The following is a 14,401-nucleotide window of genomic DNA, read 5'->3' on the forward strand; positions in this document are numbered from 1 at the left end:
GGATGATTTCATCACCCGCCAAGACCGACCTGTTGCAATGCACAAAACTGGTGCCGCGTCATGCTTTTACTGCACGATGACGCGCGTGCCGACCTTCACCCGCTCATAGAGATCGACCACATCCTCGTTGCGCATGCGGATGCAGCCGGAGGAGACGGCATAGCCGATGGTCCAGGGGGCGTTGGTGCCGTGGATGCGGTAGAGCGTGGAGCCGAGGTACATGGCCCGCGCGCCCAACGGATTGGCCGGGCCGCCCTCCATCGAGGCGGGCAGATAATGGCCCTTGGCCGCCTCGCGGCTCACCATGTCCTGCGGCGGGTGCCAGCTCGGCCATTCGGCCTTGCGGGTCACCTTGTGCTCGCCCGCCCATTCGAAGCCCGGCTTGCCCACGCCGACGCCATAGCGCCGCGCCTGGCCGGGGCCGGTGACGAGATAGAGAAAGCGGTTGTTGGTGTCGATCACCACCGTGCCCGGCTTCTCCTTCGTCTCATAGACCACCATCTGCGGCAGATATTGCGGATCGAAGCGCGAGGCCTGCACCTGCGGGCGAAGGACAGCCGCCTGCTGCTGGGGACGCACACGCGCCGCCGGCGCGGGGCCTGCGACGGGCTGAGAGACCTGAGGCTGGACGAGTTGGGGCTGGGTCACCTGACGCTGATAGACCTGCCGCTGCGGCATTGCGCGTTGCGGGTTGGCGCGGCTGACGGCGGCCGGCGCGTCGGGCGCGCCGCCGAGCTGCATCAACCAGGGAGCGGTCAGATCGGGGCTGACGATGACGGGCGGACGGTCGCCATAGCGCTCGGCGCTGAAGGCGGGCAAGGCGCTTGCCGCGATCAGTCCGGCAGCCAGCGCGATCTGCGCCAGCCGTCGCGCCGGACCTGCACGCTTGGCGGGATCGAAAGAAGAGGCGGGCGCATCCTTGCGGCCGGGCAGAAACCTGGTGGTCATGGCGTCCTCGTGCAGCGTGCGGGCCGATATAGATTGGAAACGATGTTTCCGGGCCGGCGAGTGCCCTTAGCCTCCCACCGTAAAGGATACCGGGACGTAAACGGGTGGCGGTTCGCCCCGCTTTGGCGCAGGCAAGCTTTGATCAAGGTTATCAGCCGGTTTGGCGACATGGTGCATTCGGGGTAAAAGAGCTTGCCGGGGCATTAACCATCGGCGCCGTGCGGGCGTCGGATGGCAAAGGGGATGACGAGCATGAACGAGACGAGGATGGCTGCGGAGGCACAGCCGCTGCCGGAGGGATTGCGGCGGGGCGAGGATGGCCTGTTGCGCTGCTTCTGGCAGATGGGCCTGCCCGACTATATCCGTTATCATGACGAGGAATGGGGCCAGCCCGTCGAGGACGACACCAGGCTGTTCGAGAAGCTCTGCCTGGAAGGCTTCCAGTCCGGCCTCTCCTGGCTGACCATCCTGCGCAAGCGCGAGGGCTTCCGCGCGGCCTTTGCCGGCTTCGATATCGACCGCGTCGCCGCCTTCGGCGAGGAGGACATCGAGCGCTGCGTGGCCGATGCCGGCATCGTGCGCCACCGCGGCAAGATCGTGTCCACCATCAACAATGCGCGCCAGGCCCAGAAGGTGCGCGCCGAATTCGGCTCGCTGGCCCGCTATCTCTGGCAATTCGAGCCAAAGCCGGCCGAGCGCCCCGCAGAGGTGAGCTATGCGGCGCTGGTGGCCAATCCCAAGACGGAGGCTTCCATCCGCCTTTCCAAGGACCTGAAGAAGCGCGGCTGGACCTTCGTCGGCCCGACCACTGTCTATGCTTTCATGCAGGCCATGGGCATGGTCAACGACCATATCGAGGGCTGCAGCTGCCGGGCGCGGGCGGAAGAGGCAAGGCTGCGCTTCGTCCGTCCCTAGAGGATCGGACCGAAAAGTGGGAACCTGTTTTCGGAAAATCCGATGCAAGAACAAAAATTGGAGCATCGCGGAAACCGGCAACCGGCTTCCGGAACGCTTCTGTGCAAAGAGATCGGGGCGCCGAACCATCGTCCGTTCGACGCCCCGGCCTGAGACTTATTTGTCGTGCTTTGCCAGCCAGGCCTTCATCTCGGCGATTTCAGCCTCCTGGGCCTTGATCACGGCTTCGGCCAGCTTCCGGATTTCGGGATCCTTGCCATATTGAAGCTCGACCTTCGCCATGGCGATGGCCCCTTCGTGATGCGGGATCATGCCGCGCACGAAATCGACATCCGGCTTGCCGGAATAGTCGATCGCCATCTCCTCGTGCATGGCCATATTGGCCTTCTTGAAGGCCTGGGTCGACGGCGCTTGCGCTGCCGACGCGCCCATGGCGGAATGATCCTTCATCTCCTCGGCAAAAGCGGGCGTGGCCAGAAGGGGGACGGCGAGGCCGGCTGCGAGGAAAGCGGCGCGAAGGCTGCGGCGTGCCGGGGTCTTGGTGAGCATGGTCTTGATGGACATGGAACGTCCTTCCCTGAAAGGGGCCTGTGAAGGTGCGGCACGGAACGTGCCCGACGAATGACATACCGCCTGAATTTTGCCGGGCGGCTGCGGACGTCGCGCTACAGGCGGGGTGGACGCTCGGCCGGCCGGGGCGGATGGTCGGCCAGCATCGGCACTGCGCTTTGATCGGGCACATTACGCGGCAGGGTGAGCCAGGCGACCGGCAGCGCCTGCGGCAGCAGCGTCAGGCATCCGGCACAGGCGGCCATCCAGCAGCACTTGCCGGCATGCCCGCCATCTTGATGATGGTCGCAACAGGGAGGTGTGCAGCCGGCTTGCGCCATCACGTTGCAAGGCTGTTCGGCCATTTGGACTGAATCAGTCGCAGAGGCGGCGTGGTGGGCGGCATGGCGCGATGTCATCCCCCGCTCATGCTCATGCCCGCCGCCTTGTTGTCCCCTGCCCTTTTGTTCGGAACCCTGCTGCACCCAGTCCTGCGCAAGGCCGCCGGGAGGCATCGTCAGCGGCGGATGCATGGCAAGCGCCGGCATGGCCGAAAGGACCATCCAGGCAAGAACCATCAGGAGCGCGGCGAGACGGGGCATGGCGGAAAGCTAGCGCGCCCCGCCAGGCAAATCAACGCCGGGCAAATCAAAGCTAGTCACATCACCGCACCGCTGGCCGCGTCCCCGCGCCGGGATCGCGCACGGCGACGACACGATGCAGGATCTCGATGTCGCGTCCTTCCTCGCCAAAGGGCGCGACGGGCCAGATCCATTCGGCCTCCTCAGGTGGAAGGGTATGGCCGAGCAGGAGATCGGCCGTTTCGACGACCGTGCCTGCCCGGTCCCGCACCGTATAGTCGCAATCGGTCAGCAGCAGGCGGCGACAGGGCAGACCGGCCAGCCCCTCGAGATGGGCCTCGACGATCCGCGAAAGCGTCGCCTCCTCGATTGGCCGTCTCTGACCCTCCAGGCTGCGGCGCAGGCCGATGGGCATTTGCGAGAGAATATTGGCCGAGATCACCAGATCCAGCGCCGGCACCTGGCGCAGAAAAGCGAGCGGCTCCGTCGGCAGCCCGGCCAGGATCGCTTGCGCGCCGGAGAGATCGCGCGAAATCAGCTTGGCATTGCGAATGCCGTTCAGCGCCAGCCAGGCGCGGATGCTGGCGAGATGGACGAGGTCGACCAGCACCACCGTGTCGAAGGCGCGCGACAGCGCCTTGACCGGCACGTCGCGCAGGAGGCCTGAGCCGAGCACGACCACGGTGCGCCGCTGCTTCATCTCCGCCACCATGGCCTCGACGGCCGCATGGCACTGCGCCTCATGCGGCGCCCAGGCTTTCGCGCAGCGCCGGGCGCGGGCCCAGAGCCGGACCGAGCCGCCGATGAAGGGGCGGAAGCTTGCAGGCGTCAGCGCGGCACTCGCCGCATAGTTCAGGGCTTCGGGGATCATCAGGGAGGCGATAGAGGAAGGCGGGGATAATTTCCAGAGCGCCGGCAAGGCAAGCGAGGCGTTGGTTGTCGTGCGCCGGGTCAAGACGCGGCTGGGGGGGGGGGCGGCACGCTCAGCGATAGATCTCGCGACGATGGCCGATTTCCACCACCAGCACCACCAGCCTGTCGTCCTGGATCTCGCAGATGATCCTATAATCGCCGACCCGATAGCGCCAGAGGCCGCCGCGTTCCGTGCCCTTCAGGGCAAGGCCGAGCTTGCGCGGATTTTCGTGGGTGGCCAGTCGCTCCTCAAGAAAGCGAATGATGCGCGCGGAGTCCGGCGGCGCAAGCCGGCCCAGCTGCTTACGCGCCGTGTCGCGAAAATCAATCGCCCAGGCCAAGTTCGCGCTTCACTTCTTCCAGCGTGTAGATCCGCTCTCCCTGCTTAATCCGTTCCAGCGCCGCTTCCGCCAGGGCGATGTCGTGCAGGTCTTCCAGATGCTGTTCCAGCACCTCGATCATATAGGCATCCGGCGCCGCACCGGCTTCAGCCGCGTGCTTGAGGATCAGATGGTGCATTTCCTCGGGCATGCTGAGGGTGACGCGCGTGTTCATGGGAACCGTCCTGGCCTTGATCGATGTCTTTCGCTGTCGGGCCCTGCGAATATACCAGCCGCCAGCCGGGCCGACCAGCCTTCGCCCTTGCCGCTCCGGCTGCCATCCTCTAAGAAACCGCTCAATTTTCGGCCTCGAAACGGGGCCTCATGGCCGTGGATGACATGTGATGAGCGAGAAGCAGAAAAAACCGCAGAAGCTGAAAGCCCGCCTGCCGCGCGGCTTCGTCGACCGCAGCGCCGCCGACATCCATGCCGCCAATGCGATGATCGAGAAGATCCGCGCCGTCTATGAGCGCTATGGCTTCGATCCCGTGGAAACGCCGCTGTTCGAATATACCGATGCGCTGGGCAAGTTCCTGCCCGACAGCGACCGGCCGAACGAGGGCGTCTTCTCGCTCCAGGACGACGACGATCAGTGGATGAGCCTGCGCTACGACCTGACCGCGCCGCTTGCCCGCCATGTCGCGGAGAATTTCCAGGAGATCCAGCTTCCCTACCGCACCTATCGGGCCGGCTATGTCTTCCGCAACGAGAAGCCGGGCCCGGGCCGCTTCCGCCAGTTCATGCAGTTCGATGCCGACACCGTCGGCGCGCCCGGCGTCCAGGCGGATGCGGAAATGTGCATGATGATGGCCGATACGCTGGAGGCGCTGGGCATCCAGCGCGGCGATTATGTGATCCGGGTCAACAACCGCAAGGTGCTCGACGGCGTCATGGAGGCCATCGGGCTGGGCGGCGAGGAGAATGCCGGTCGGCGGCTCAACGTGCTGCGTGCCATCGACAAGCTCGACAAGTTCGGCCCTGAGGGCGTGACGCTGCTGCTGGGCGAAGGCCGCAAGGATGAGAGCGGCGATTTCACCAAGGGCGCGGGACTGAATGCCGAGCAGATCGACAAGGTCCTGTTCTTCGTCGGAATCCAGAACTACGCCGAAAGCGCAACGGCACTCGCCGCCATGGTCGAGGGCACGTCGAAGGGGGCGGAAGGCGTCGACGAGCTGAACATGATCGGCGCGCTGGTCTCCGGCGCCGGCTATGAATCCCGCGTCAAGATCGACCCCTCCGTCGTGCGCGGCCTCGAATATTACACCGGCCCGGTCTACGAGGCCGAACTCACCTTCGACGTGACCAACGAGAAGGGCGAGAAGGTCGTGTTCGGCTCCGTCGGCGGCGGCGGGCGCTATGACGGGCTGGTCTCGCGCTTCATGGGCCAGCCGGTGCCGGCCACGGGCTTTTCCATCGGCGTCTCGCGCCTGATGACCGCGCTGAAGAACCTTGGCAAGCTGGGGCAGGACGAGGTGCTCGGCCCGGTTCTCGTCACCGTCATGGATGGCGATGTCGAGGCCATGGGGCGCTACCAGCGTTTTACCCAGGAGCTGCGCAGCGCCGGCATCCGCGCCGAAATGTATCAGGGCAACTGGAAGAAATTCGGCAACCAGCTGAAATATGCCGACCGTCGCGGCTCGCCCGTCGCCATCATCCAGGGCGGTGACGAGCGCGCTGAGGGCGTCGTCCAGATCAAGGATCTGATCGAGGGCAAGCGGCTCTCCGGCGAGATCGAGGACAATGCCGCCTGGCGCGAGGCCCGCGTGGCGCAGGAGACGGTGCCGGAGGCCGAGCTGGTGGAGAAGGTCAAGGCCATGCTCGAGGCTCAGGCCGAAGACCGCCGCCGGGCCGGCGCATGAGCGTTCTGGGTCTGGATCACGTGCAACTCGCCATGCCCGCAGGCGGCGAGGCGCTGGCGCGCGGCTTTTATGCCGGCCTGCTCGGCATGGCCGAGGAGGAGAAGCCGGAAGCGCTCGCCGGCCGGGGCGGGTGCTGGTTTCAGGCCGGCAGCGCGCGTGTGCATCTCGGCGTGGAGACGGAGTTCCGCCCTGCCCGCAAGGCCCATCCGGCGCTCCTCGTCGATGATCTCGCCGCGCTTGAGGCCCGACTTGCCGGCGCCGGCGTGGCGGTGACGCGCGACGTCCCGCTCGATGGCTATGACCGCCTGCATGTGCAGGACCCTTTTGAAAACCGCATCGAACTGATGCAACGCCTGGCGCGGTGATCCCATGGCCCTGATCGACCTGCCGGATTTTGCCGGCACGCTTCTCGATGAATTTGCGGCCCGGCGCACCCACCGGGTGGATACGCCGGTGATCCAGCCGGCCGCGCCCTTTCTCGACATGGCCGGCGAGGATCTGCGCCGGCGCATCTTCCTCACCGAAAGCGAGACCGGCGAAAGCTTCTGCCTGCGCCCGGAATTCACCATTCCCGTCTGCCTGCGCCATATCGAAACGGCGACCGGCACGCCCAAGCGCTATGCCTATCTCGGCCAGGTCTTCCGCCAGCGCCGCGAAGGCGGGCATGAATTCTATCAGGCCGGTATCGAGGATCTGGGCGATCCCGATCTCGCCGCCGCCGATGCGCGCATCGTCGCCGATGCGCTCGGCTGCCTCGCGCGCATTCTGCCCGGCCGCAGCCTGACGGTGACGATCGGCGATCAGGCGGTGTTCGAGGCCGTCGTGGCCGCGCTCGGGCTTCCGGCCGGCTGGCAGAAGCGGCTGGTGCGCGCCTTCGGCCAGCAGGAGGTGCTGGATGCAATGATCGCCCGGCTCGCCCGCCCTGCCCCGATGGCGGGGCTGCCGGCCGAGGTCGAGGCCTTGCTTCAGGCCGGCGACGAGGCCGGGCTGATCGCCCATGTGGAGGCCGAGATGGCCCGCACCGGCACTCTCACCAATGCCAGCCGCGCCCCGCAGGAGATCGTTCGGCGGCTGAAGGAGAAACGCCAGCTGGCCGACGCCTCGCTCGACAAGGCCAAGCTCGACGCGCTCAAGGAATTCCTCTCGCTCAATGTCAGCCTGCGCTATGCGCCGGGCGTTCTGGCCGATTTCGCCCGCGCCGCCGGCCTGCCGCTGGACGGGGCCATTGCCGGCTTCGATGCGCGCGTGGCGGCCTTTGCGAATGCCGGCGCGCCGCTGGCCGACATCACCTGGCGCGCCGCCTTCGGCCGGCCGCTGGATTACTATACCGGCCTCGTCTTCGAGGTGACCGAGCGCGGGCAGCACAAGGTGCTGGCCGGCGGCGGCCGTTTCGACCGGATGATGACGCTGCTGGGCGCGCCCGATCACATTCCCGCCGTCGGCTTCGCGCTGTGGCTGGACCGGATCGCCGCCGCGCTGAGCCCCGCAGGGGAAAGGACCGCGCCATGACGCTGACGATCGCGCTTCCCTCCAAGGGCCGCATCAAGGAAGCCGCCGCCGAAATCTTCGACAGAGCCGGCCTGCCGCTTGTCTCGGTCGGCAATGACCGCTCCTATCGCGGGCGGATCGACGGGCTTGACGGCGTCGAGATCGCCTATCTCTCAGCCTCCGAGATCGCCCGGGAGCTTGCCGCCGGCACGGTGGATTTCGGCGTGACCGGCGAGGATCTGGTGCGCGAGGACATGAGCGAGGTCGATGCCCGCGTGGAATTCTGCGCCCGGCTCGGCTTTGGCGGGGCCGATGTGGTGGTGGCGGTGCCGGAGATCTGGCTCGATGTCGAGACCATGGCCGATCTCGGCGATGTCGCCGCCGATTTCCGCGCGCGCCATGGCCGGCGGCTTGCGATCGCCACCAAATATTGGCGGCTGACCCAGCAGTTCTTCTCGGGCAGCCACGGCATCCAGCTCTATCGGATCGTCGAAAGCCTGGGCGCCACCGAAGGCGCGCCGGCGGCCGGCCAGGCCGACATCATCGTCGACATCACCTCCACCGGCTCGACGCTGAAGGCCAACCATCTGAAGGTGCTGGCGGATGGGGTGATCCTGAAATCGGAAGCCTGTCTGGTGCGCGCCCGCAAGGCGGCGCATCAGGGCGATGAGCGCGTGGAAGAGATCGTGCGCCGGGTGCGCGGCGCGCTCTGACAGTCTGTCCGATAATCGCCGCTGGCCGCCTGCAAATGGCAATTTCTGCGCTTCCGGTGCTCACGTACCTTGAGTACGCTGCGCTCCGGTTCTCGAAATCACCATTTTTGTCAGACCAACAGCAAGTCTTGAACAGACTGTGAGGCCAAAGCCTTCGGACGATGGGCAGCCAGCGGACGAGGGGTCGAACAGGAGGCATGCGCATGGACGGAACGGTTCGCACGGACGATCATGCCCTGATGGGCGCTGCGCTGGAGCAAGCGGCACTTGCGCTGGCCGCCGGCATCTTTCCGGTCGGCGCCGTGCTGGCCGCGCCGGATGGGCGCGTGCTGGGGCGGGCGCACAAGACCATGGCCAGCAACCATCTCGATCATGCCGAGATCAACCTGTTCCGCTCGGTCTTCGTCAGCCCCTATGACCATCAGCGCAGCGACGGGCTGACGCTCTATACGACACTGGAGCCGTGCATCATGTGCTTCGGCACGCTTCTTCATCTGCCGATCGCCCGGCTGGTCTATGCCATGCCCGATGCCTATGGCGGCTGCGCCTCCAGCCGGATGGTGCCGAGCCCGCCGCGCCATGCCGCGCACACGGTCGAGATCATCGCCGGGATCAGGCAGGACGAGGCGCAGGCGCTGTTCCGGCAGTTTCTCGACACCACGGATGAGCGCTACTGGACGAGCGGCGGCGCGGCGCATTTCCAGGCGGCGGTGCGCGGCGATTGAGGCTGGGGCGGCCGGCCGTGGACACGAGCTAAGGACGATGAGGATGGCAATGGCGGAAGCGGCAAACGGACGGCTGGTGATCGTGGGTGGCGGACAGGCGGGCTTTGCGCTGGCGGCGCGACTGCGGGCGCTGGGTGACCTTCGGCCGGTGACGATGCTCTGCGCGGAGGCGAGCCTGCCCTATCAGCGGCCACCGCTGTCGAAGAAATATCTGCTCGGCGAGATGGCGCTCGACCGCCTGCAGTTCCGCCCGGAGGCCTGGTACCGCGACAATGCCATCGAGCTCCGCCTCTCCACCCGCGTGGCCGCGATCGACCGTGCCGCTGCCTGCGTGGTGCTGGATGATGGCGAACGGGTTGGCTATGACCGGCTGGCGCTGGCGACCGGCGCGACGCCCCGGCAGCTGCCTTCGGCCATAGGTGGCGATCTCGAAGGGGTCTTCACCCTGCGCGACTTCCGCGATGCCGACCGGCTGTCCCAGGCGATGGCGGTAGTCAAGGCCGCAGGGCGGCGGGCGCTGATCGTCGGCGGCGGCTATATCGGTCTCGAGGCGGCTGCGGTCGCGCGCCTGCAGGGGCTCGACGTGACGCTGATCGAAATGGCGGACCGCATCCTCCAGCGCGTGGCGGCTTCCGCCACCTCGGCGCTGGTGGCGGCGCTGCATCGCGGGCGCGGCGTGGATCTGCGCGAGGGGGCGGCGCTGTCCCGTCTCGAAGGGCGCGATGGCCGGGTGGTGGCCGCTCACCTGGCCGATGGCACGGTGCTGCCGGTCGATCTCGTCATTGCCGGCATCGGCGTTGCCGCCAATGATGCGCTGGCGCGCGAGGCCGGCCTTGCCACCGGCAACGGCATCCTGGTCGATGCGTTCGGGCGCACGCAAGACCCGGCCATCTATGCCATGGGCGATTGCGCGCTGGTGCCCTTCGAGGACATGGCCGTGCGGCTGGAATCGGTGCAGAACGCCGTGGATCAGGCCGAGGCGGTGGCAGCGCACTTGGCAGGCAGTGCCGAGCCCTACCGTCCCAAGCCCTGGTTCTGGTCAGATCAATATGACGTCAAGCTGCAGATCGCCGGCTTCGGCCTCGGCCATGACGAGACGCTGACCCGGCCGGGCGCACGCGAAGGCGCCGTCTCCGTCTGGTACTTCCGAGGCGGCCGCCTGATCGCCGTCGATGCGCTCAACGATGCCAAGGCCTATGTCACCGGCAAGAAGCTGATCGAGATGGGCGTGACACCTGAGAGGGTCAGGCTCGCCGATCCGGCAACGGATCTCAAATCGCTGCTGCCGGCCTGATCGCGCAGCGCGACGAGCCGGAATTCTGTCAGACCGTGATTTCGGGCCTGGCTTTGTCATCGTCCTGTCACGCTGCCGCGCTTCTTCGTCGCCCGCGCAGCACCTGTCCGGAGAGCCTTGCATGCATCCGTCCATTCGCCCTGTCCGCGCCGAGGATCGCGCGGCGATCGTCGATATCCACGTTCGGCAGTCGCAGCGCATCTATGCGCATTTTCTGCCGCCAGCCTATCTGTTCGAGGTGATGCCAGACGAGAAGCGGATCCTCTGGGCTGCGCGCATTTTGGCGGAGGGTGCGGCGCCGGATATCCTCATCCGGGTGGCGGAAACCGCGGAAGGGGAGATCGCCGGCTTTGCCTGCTTCGTGCTGAAGCCGGACGATCCATGGGGCATCTATCTCCATAATCTCTATGTCGATACGCCCTTTGCCGGCTTAGGCCTTGGCCGGAAGCTGTTCCAGGCCGGGCTGATGGACATTTCCGGGGACTTTGGTGCGCGCGGGGTGCATCTGACCGCCTTTGCGCAAAATCACCCGGCCTGCGCGCTTTATGCCCGGCTTGGCGCACAATCCGCGAGCGCTGGATGACAGAGCGCGCTGACTGTCCGCCGATCGAGACCGTGCGCTATTGCTGGCCTGATCGCGCGCAGGCCCTGGCAGGCCTTGGCCGCGTGTTGCGCTGAAGCCTGGCGCGTGAAACCGCTCTGTGGTTTGGATCGACAGAAGGCAAGCCAATGGCAGGGCACGTGCACAACGATCGCGCTCAGCCGGCCAGACGCCGCTCCACAGCATCGGTGAGGCAGAGAATGTCCCGCCGCGCCTTGTCGAGATTGTGGATCCGGGGATCCTCCGCGCTGAACAGCGAGGCCATCTTGGTGAACATGTCGCGATAGGCGCTACGCTCCAGAATGGCCGCATCCAGAAAAGGAATGTTCTGCTTCGAGATCACCTGGCTGACATGCTTGGCGGAATTGGTCAGCACCATGGGATTGAGCCGCGTCAGCAGAACCGAGGATTTGATCACCATCCGCCTGTTGTCCTCCACCAGCTTCAGGAGGTTGAGCGTGTGGATGGCGCCGCGCGCATCGACGGCCGAGCCCTGCATGGGCACGACAACGAAATCAGACAGCGCGAATGTCAGCGCGTTCATCACATCGGTGGCTGCGGAAAGGTCAACGATGATGAAATCCGCCTGGCGCTTGAACGCTTCCAGATGGCGTGAAATATCCGCCGGCTTGTCGGCACGGGCCGAGGTGAGCCGCTCCGGCCATGCGGTCGAACACCAGTCATGAAGGGTCAAGAGAGGGTCGCAATCGAGAACCGCGACCCGATAGCCGCGTTCGGTCAAGCCCGAGATGAGCAGCGCAGAGCTTGTTGTCTTTCCAGACCCGCCTTTTACATTTGCAAAGCTGATGATCATGAAGCTGAAGACACCAAGTTGATGAAAACCGGCGCAGCTACGGTGTCGTTTTGCAAGTGATACCTCTCATGACGGCTTGTTCGCTAGGCGCTGCCGACGGTCCCAGAATCAATTCCCCCTGGCCATTATTCATAAAAAAGAGGTCGGTTAAACACGATAAATAGGGATAAATTCATCCATGATATCCTGTTAAGCATAACATAAATGTGACAATTTTCGCCTTTGTCTGGGGTTTGCGACGAAATCCGGAGCGTGCGCGATCGTGACCTCTCACGGTCTCTGTGCCGCCTGTCCCTGCCTGCCTGCCGGTGGATGGAAAGCGCAAGGAAAAGGGCGGCCCTTGCGGGACCGCCCTTCCTAGACTGAACCGGATGGATCAGTGCAATCGCCTGTCGGCCAATCACGTCATGTCCATGCCGCCTCTTCAGCGCGCTTGACGCGCTGAACCACCTTAGATGATGGGCGGCTTCATGGCCCTGCTGCGATTGGCCTATCGGCCGATCACATCATGTCCATGCCGCCCATGCCGCCCATGCCGCCCGGCATTGCCGGAGCGTCCTTCTTCGGCAGCTCGGCGATCATGGCTTCCGTCGTGATCAGCAGCGAAGCAACCGAAGCGGCGTTCTGCAGGGCGGTGCGAACGACCTTGACCGGGTCGACGATGCCCATGGAGATCATGTCGCCGAATTCGCCGGTCTGGGCGTTGTAGCCGTAGTTGTCGTCGTTCTTGTCGAGGATCTTGCCGACGATGATCGAGGCTTCGTCACCGGCATTGTCGGCGATCTGGCGAACCAGCGACTGCAGCGACTTGCGAACGATGTTGATGCCGGCTTCCTGGTCGTCGTTTTCGCCCTTGGCCGTGATCTTGGTCGAGGAGCGCAGCAGGGCAACGCCACCGCCGGGAACGATGCCTTCCTGAACGGCCGCACGGGTGGCGTTCAGAGCGTCGTCGATGCGGTCCTTGCGTTCCTTGACTTCGACTTCCGTCGCACCGCCGACGCGGATGACGGCAACGCCGCCAGCGAGCTTGGCCAGGCGCTCCTGGAGCTTCTCGCGGTCGTAATCGGAGGTGGTTTCTTCGATCTGAGCCTTGATCTGGGCAACGCGGCCTTCAATGTCGGACTTCTGGCCGGCACCGTCGACGATCGTGGTGTTTTCCTTGGAGATCGAAACCTTCTTCGCACGGCCGAGCATGTCGAGCGTGACGTTTTCGAGCTTGATGCCGAGGTCTTCGGAAATGACTGTGCCGCCCGTCAGGATGGCGATGTCTTCCAGCATGGCCTTGCGGCGATCGCCGAAGCCCGGAGCCTTGACGGCAGCGATCTTCAGGCCGCCACGCAGCTTGTTGACGACGAGCGTTGCAAGGGCTTCGCCTTCGACGTCTTCAGCGATGATCAGGAGCGGCTTGCCGGTCTGAACGACGGCTTCCAGAACCGGGAGCATGGCCTGCAGGTTCGAGAGCTTCTTCTCGTGGAGGAGAATGAACGCGTCTTCGAGGTCTGCGACCATCTTTTCCGGGTTGGTCACGAAGTAGGGCGACAGGTAGCCGCGGTCGAACTGCATGCCTTCGACGACTTCGAGTTCGGTCTCGGCGGTCTTGGCTTCTTCAACCGTGATGACGCCTTCGTTGCCGACCTTCTGCATGGCTTCGGCGATATCGGCGCCGACCTGCTTGTCGCCATTGGCGGAGATGGTGCCGACCTGGGCAACTTCTTCCGAGGTGGAGATCTTCTTGGCCTTGGCCTGGAGATCCTTCACGACTTCGGACACGGCCAGATCGATGCCGCGCTTCAGGTCCATCGGGTTCATGCCGGCGGCAACGGCCTTGTTGCCTTCGCGAACGATCGCCTGGGCGAGAACGGTCGCGGTCGTGGTGCCGTCACCGGCGATGTCGTTGGTCTTCGAAGCGACTTCGCGGACCATCTGGGCGCCCATGTTCTCGAACTTGTCTTCCAGTTCGATTTCCTTGGCGACCGAAACACCGTCCTTGGTGATGCGCGGAGCGCCGAAGGACTTGTCGATGACGACGTTGCGGCCCTTGGGGCCGAGCGTGACCTTTACTGCATCGGCGAGAACGTCGACGCCGCGCAGCATCTTTTCGCGCGCGCTACGGCCGAACTTTACGTCTTTAGCTGCCATGTCTCAAACTCCTGGTTTGAATGCCGGATGATCCGGCGTCTCAAGCAATTCGATGTCGGAAAAAGTCCGAGATCAGGCGATGACGCCCATGATGTCGGATTCTTTCATGATCAGCAGGTCTTCGCCGTTGAGCTTGACCTCGGTGCCAGACCACTTGCCGAACAGAACCCGGTCGCCAGCCTTGACGTCGAGCGGAACGACCTTGCCGGACTCGTCACGAGCGCCGGTGCCGACGGCGACGATTTCGCCTTCCTGCGGCTTTTCCTTGGCGGTATCGGGGATGATGATGCCGCCCTTGGTCTTAGCTTCGGACTCGACGCGACGAACGACGACGCGGTCGTGCAGCGGGCGGAAGTTGGTGCTTGTCATTGTCTGTTTCCTCGATCAAATGACGTGCGGATCGCGCGAGGTGGGACCCGCGATGAACTGTTAGCACTCTCGCTTAGGGAGTGCCAGCGCCCTGGAGATAGTCACGCCGCAAGC

17 protein-coding genes are annotated in these 14,401 nt (G+C 65.0%); 8 read left to right on the top strand and 9 right to left on the bottom strand.

The window, feature by feature from the left end; genetic code table 11:
• Positions 1-66: 66 nt before the first annotated feature.
• Positions 67-948 (bottom strand): L,D-transpeptidase, encoded by an 882-nt coding sequence (locus BJF92_RS15955; protein WP_078058111.1) that lies wholly within the window; start codon positions 946-948, stop codon positions 67-69.
• A gap of 252 nt (positions 949-1,200) precedes the next feature.
• On the opposite strand from BJF92_RS15955, the gene BJF92_RS15960 reads away from it, so the two are divergent.
• Positions 1,201-1,863, top strand: coding sequence for a DNA-3-methyladenine glycosylase I (locus BJF92_RS15960; protein ID WP_245294785.1), 663 nt, complete (start codon positions 1,201-1,203; stop codon positions 1,861-1,863).
• Positions 1,864-2,019: 156 nt separating this feature from the next.
• On the opposite strand, the gene copM is transcribed toward BJF92_RS15960, so the two are convergent.
• The 5 genes from copM to relB form a co-directional block, all read right to left on the bottom strand.
• Positions 2,020-2,427, bottom strand: coding sequence for a CopM family metallochaperone (gene copM, locus BJF92_RS15965; protein WP_075635737.1), 408 nt, complete (start codon positions 2,425-2,427; stop codon positions 2,020-2,022).
• A 101-nt stretch (positions 2,428-2,528) separates the two neighbouring features.
• On the bottom strand, positions 2,529-3,014 hold the full coding sequence (locus BJF92_RS15970) for a hypothetical protein (protein ID WP_075635738.1): 486 nt from the start codon (positions 3,012-3,014) through the stop codon (positions 2,529-2,531).
• Between the two features lie 61 nt (positions 3,015-3,075).
• The gene (locus BJF92_RS15975; protein ID WP_075635739.1) at positions 3,076-3,864 is read right to left on the bottom strand and encodes a hypothetical protein; all 789 of its coding nucleotides are present in this window, start codon (positions 3,862-3,864) and stop codon (positions 3,076-3,078) included.
• A 112-nt stretch (positions 3,865-3,976) separates the two neighbouring features.
• Positions 3,977-4,246 carry a type II toxin-antitoxin system RelE family toxin gene (locus BJF92_RS15980; protein WP_075635740.1) on the bottom strand — a complete coding sequence of 90 codons (270 nt, stop codon included), beginning with the start codon at positions 4,244-4,246 and terminating at the stop codon, positions 3,977-3,979.
• Positions 4,230-4,460, bottom strand: coding sequence for a type II toxin-antitoxin system RelB family antitoxin (gene relB, locus BJF92_RS15985; RefSeq protein WP_075635741.1), 231 nt, complete (start codon positions 4,458-4,460; stop codon positions 4,230-4,232). The genes BJF92_RS15980 and relB overlap by 17 nt, the downstream gene beginning before the upstream one ends.
• A 169-nt stretch (positions 4,461-4,629) precedes the next feature.
• On the opposite strand from relB, the gene hisS reads away from it, so the two are divergent.
• The 7 genes from hisS to BJF92_RS16020 all read left to right on the top strand — a co-directional run bounded on the left by hisS (position 4,630) and on the right by BJF92_RS16020 (position 10,947).
• On the top strand, positions 4,630-6,144 hold the full coding sequence (hisS, locus tag BJF92_RS15990) for a histidine--tRNA ligase (protein WP_075635742.1): 1,515 nt from the start codon (positions 4,630-4,632) through the stop codon (positions 6,142-6,144).
• Positions 6,141-6,509: a VOC family protein gene (locus BJF92_RS15995; protein WP_075635743.1), complete on the top strand. Its 369-nt coding sequence runs from the start codon at positions 6,141-6,143 to the stop codon at positions 6,507-6,509. The genes hisS and BJF92_RS15995 overlap by 4 nt, the downstream gene beginning before the upstream one ends.
• A gap of 4 nt (positions 6,510-6,513) precedes the next feature.
• A complete protein-coding gene (locus BJF92_RS16000) occupies positions 6,514-7,653 on the top strand; it encodes an ATP phosphoribosyltransferase regulatory subunit (protein WP_075635744.1) in 1,140 nt (379 codons plus the stop codon).
• On the top strand, positions 7,650-8,345 hold the full coding sequence (gene hisG, locus BJF92_RS16005) for an ATP phosphoribosyltransferase (RefSeq protein ID WP_075635745.1): 696 nt from the start codon (positions 7,650-7,652) through the stop codon (positions 8,343-8,345). Before BJF92_RS16000 ends, hisG begins: the two co-directional genes overlap by 4 nt.
• A 203-nt stretch (positions 8,346-8,548) precedes the next feature.
• On the top strand, positions 8,549-9,070 hold the full coding sequence (locus BJF92_RS16010; RefSeq protein WP_075635746.1) for a nucleoside deaminase: 522 nt from the start codon (positions 8,549-8,551) through the stop codon (positions 9,068-9,070).
• Positions 9,071-9,113: 43 nt separating this feature from the next.
• Positions 9,114-10,364 (top strand): NAD(P)/FAD-dependent oxidoreductase, encoded by a 1,251-nt coding sequence (locus BJF92_RS16015; RefSeq protein ID WP_245294786.1) that lies wholly within the window; start codon positions 9,114-9,116, stop codon positions 10,362-10,364.
• Positions 10,365-10,485: 121 nt separating this feature from the next.
• Positions 10,486-10,947: a GNAT family N-acetyltransferase gene (locus tag BJF92_RS16020; protein WP_075635747.1), complete on the top strand. Its 462-nt coding sequence runs from the start codon at positions 10,486-10,488 to the stop codon at positions 10,945-10,947.
• A 175-nt stretch (positions 10,948-11,122) separates the two neighbouring features.
• On the opposite strand, the gene BJF92_RS16025 is transcribed toward BJF92_RS16020, so the two are convergent.
• From BJF92_RS16025 to groES, 3 genes are all read right to left on the bottom strand, one after another.
• Entirely contained in the window at positions 11,123-11,779 is a 657-nt protein-coding gene (locus tag BJF92_RS16025) for a ParA family protein (protein WP_075635748.1), read from the bottom strand.
• 501 nt (positions 11,780-12,280) lie between these two features.
• Complete coding sequence (groL, locus tag BJF92_RS16030) at positions 12,281-13,918, bottom strand: chaperonin GroEL (RefSeq protein ID WP_075635749.1); 1,638 nt, start codon at positions 13,916-13,918, stop codon at positions 12,281-12,283.
• 72 nt (positions 13,919-13,990) lie between these two features.
• Complete coding sequence (groES, locus tag BJF92_RS16035) at positions 13,991-14,287, bottom strand: co-chaperone GroES (RefSeq protein ID WP_075635750.1); 297 nt, start codon at positions 14,285-14,287, stop codon at positions 13,991-13,993.
• Positions 14,288-14,401: the final 114 nt, after the last annotated feature.

The sequence above is a fragment of the Xaviernesmea rhizosphaerae genome (assembly GCF_001938945.1).
Lineage (GTDB): Bacteria > Pseudomonadota > Alphaproteobacteria > Rhizobiales > Rhizobiaceae > Xaviernesmea > Xaviernesmea rhizosphaerae.

Coding starts and splice junctions, on each gene's coding strand:
- copM (WP_075635737.1), bottom strand. CDS start 2,427: ATGTCCATCAAGACCATGCTCACCAAGACCCCGGCACGCCGCAGCCTT.
- BJF92_RS16015 (WP_245294786.1), top strand. CDS start 9,114: ATGGCAATGGCGGAAGCGGCAAACGGACGGCTGGTGATCGTGGGTGGC.
- BJF92_RS15955 (WP_078058111.1), bottom strand. CDS start 948: ATGACCACCAGGTTTCTGCCCGGCCGCAAGGATGCGCCCGCCTCTTCT.
- relB (WP_075635741.1), bottom strand. CDS start 4,460: ATGAACACGCGCGTCACCCTCAGCATGCCCGAGGAAATGCACCATCTG.
- BJF92_RS16010 (WP_075635746.1), top strand. CDS start 8,549: ATGGACGGAACGGTTCGCACGGACGATCATGCCCTGATGGGCGCTGCG.
- hisG (WP_075635745.1), top strand. CDS start 7,650: ATGACGCTGACGATCGCGCTTCCCTCCAAGGGCCGCATCAAGGAAGCC.
- groES (WP_075635750.1), bottom strand. CDS start 14,287: ATGACAAGCACCAACTTCCGCCCGCTGCACGACCGCGTCGTCGTTCGT.
- hisS (WP_075635742.1), top strand. CDS start 4,630: ATGAGCGAGAAGCAGAAAAAACCGCAGAAGCTGAAAGCCCGCCTGCCG.
- groL (WP_075635749.1), bottom strand. CDS start 13,918: ATGGCAGCTAAAGACGTAAAGTTCGGCCGTAGCGCGCGCGAAAAGATG.
- BJF92_RS15995 (WP_075635743.1), top strand. CDS start 6,141: ATGAGCGTTCTGGGTCTGGATCACGTGCAACTCGCCATGCCCGCAGGC.
- BJF92_RS16000 (WP_075635744.1), top strand. CDS start 6,514: ATGGCCCTGATCGACCTGCCGGATTTTGCCGGCACGCTTCTCGATGAA.
- BJF92_RS16025 (WP_075635748.1), bottom strand. CDS start 11,779: ATGATCATCAGCTTTGCAAATGTAAAAGGCGGGTCTGGAAAGACAACA.
- BJF92_RS15960 (WP_245294785.1), top strand. CDS start 1,201: ATGAACGAGACGAGGATGGCTGCGGAGGCACAGCCGCTGCCGGAGGGA.
- BJF92_RS15970 (WP_075635738.1), bottom strand. CDS start 3,014: ATGCCCCGTCTCGCCGCGCTCCTGATGGTTCTTGCCTGGATGGTCCTT.
- BJF92_RS16020 (WP_075635747.1), top strand. CDS start 10,486: ATGCATCCGTCCATTCGCCCTGTCCGCGCCGAGGATCGCGCGGCGATC.
- BJF92_RS15975 (WP_075635739.1), bottom strand. CDS start 3,864: ATGATCCCCGAAGCCCTGAACTATGCGGCGAGTGCCGCGCTGACGCCT.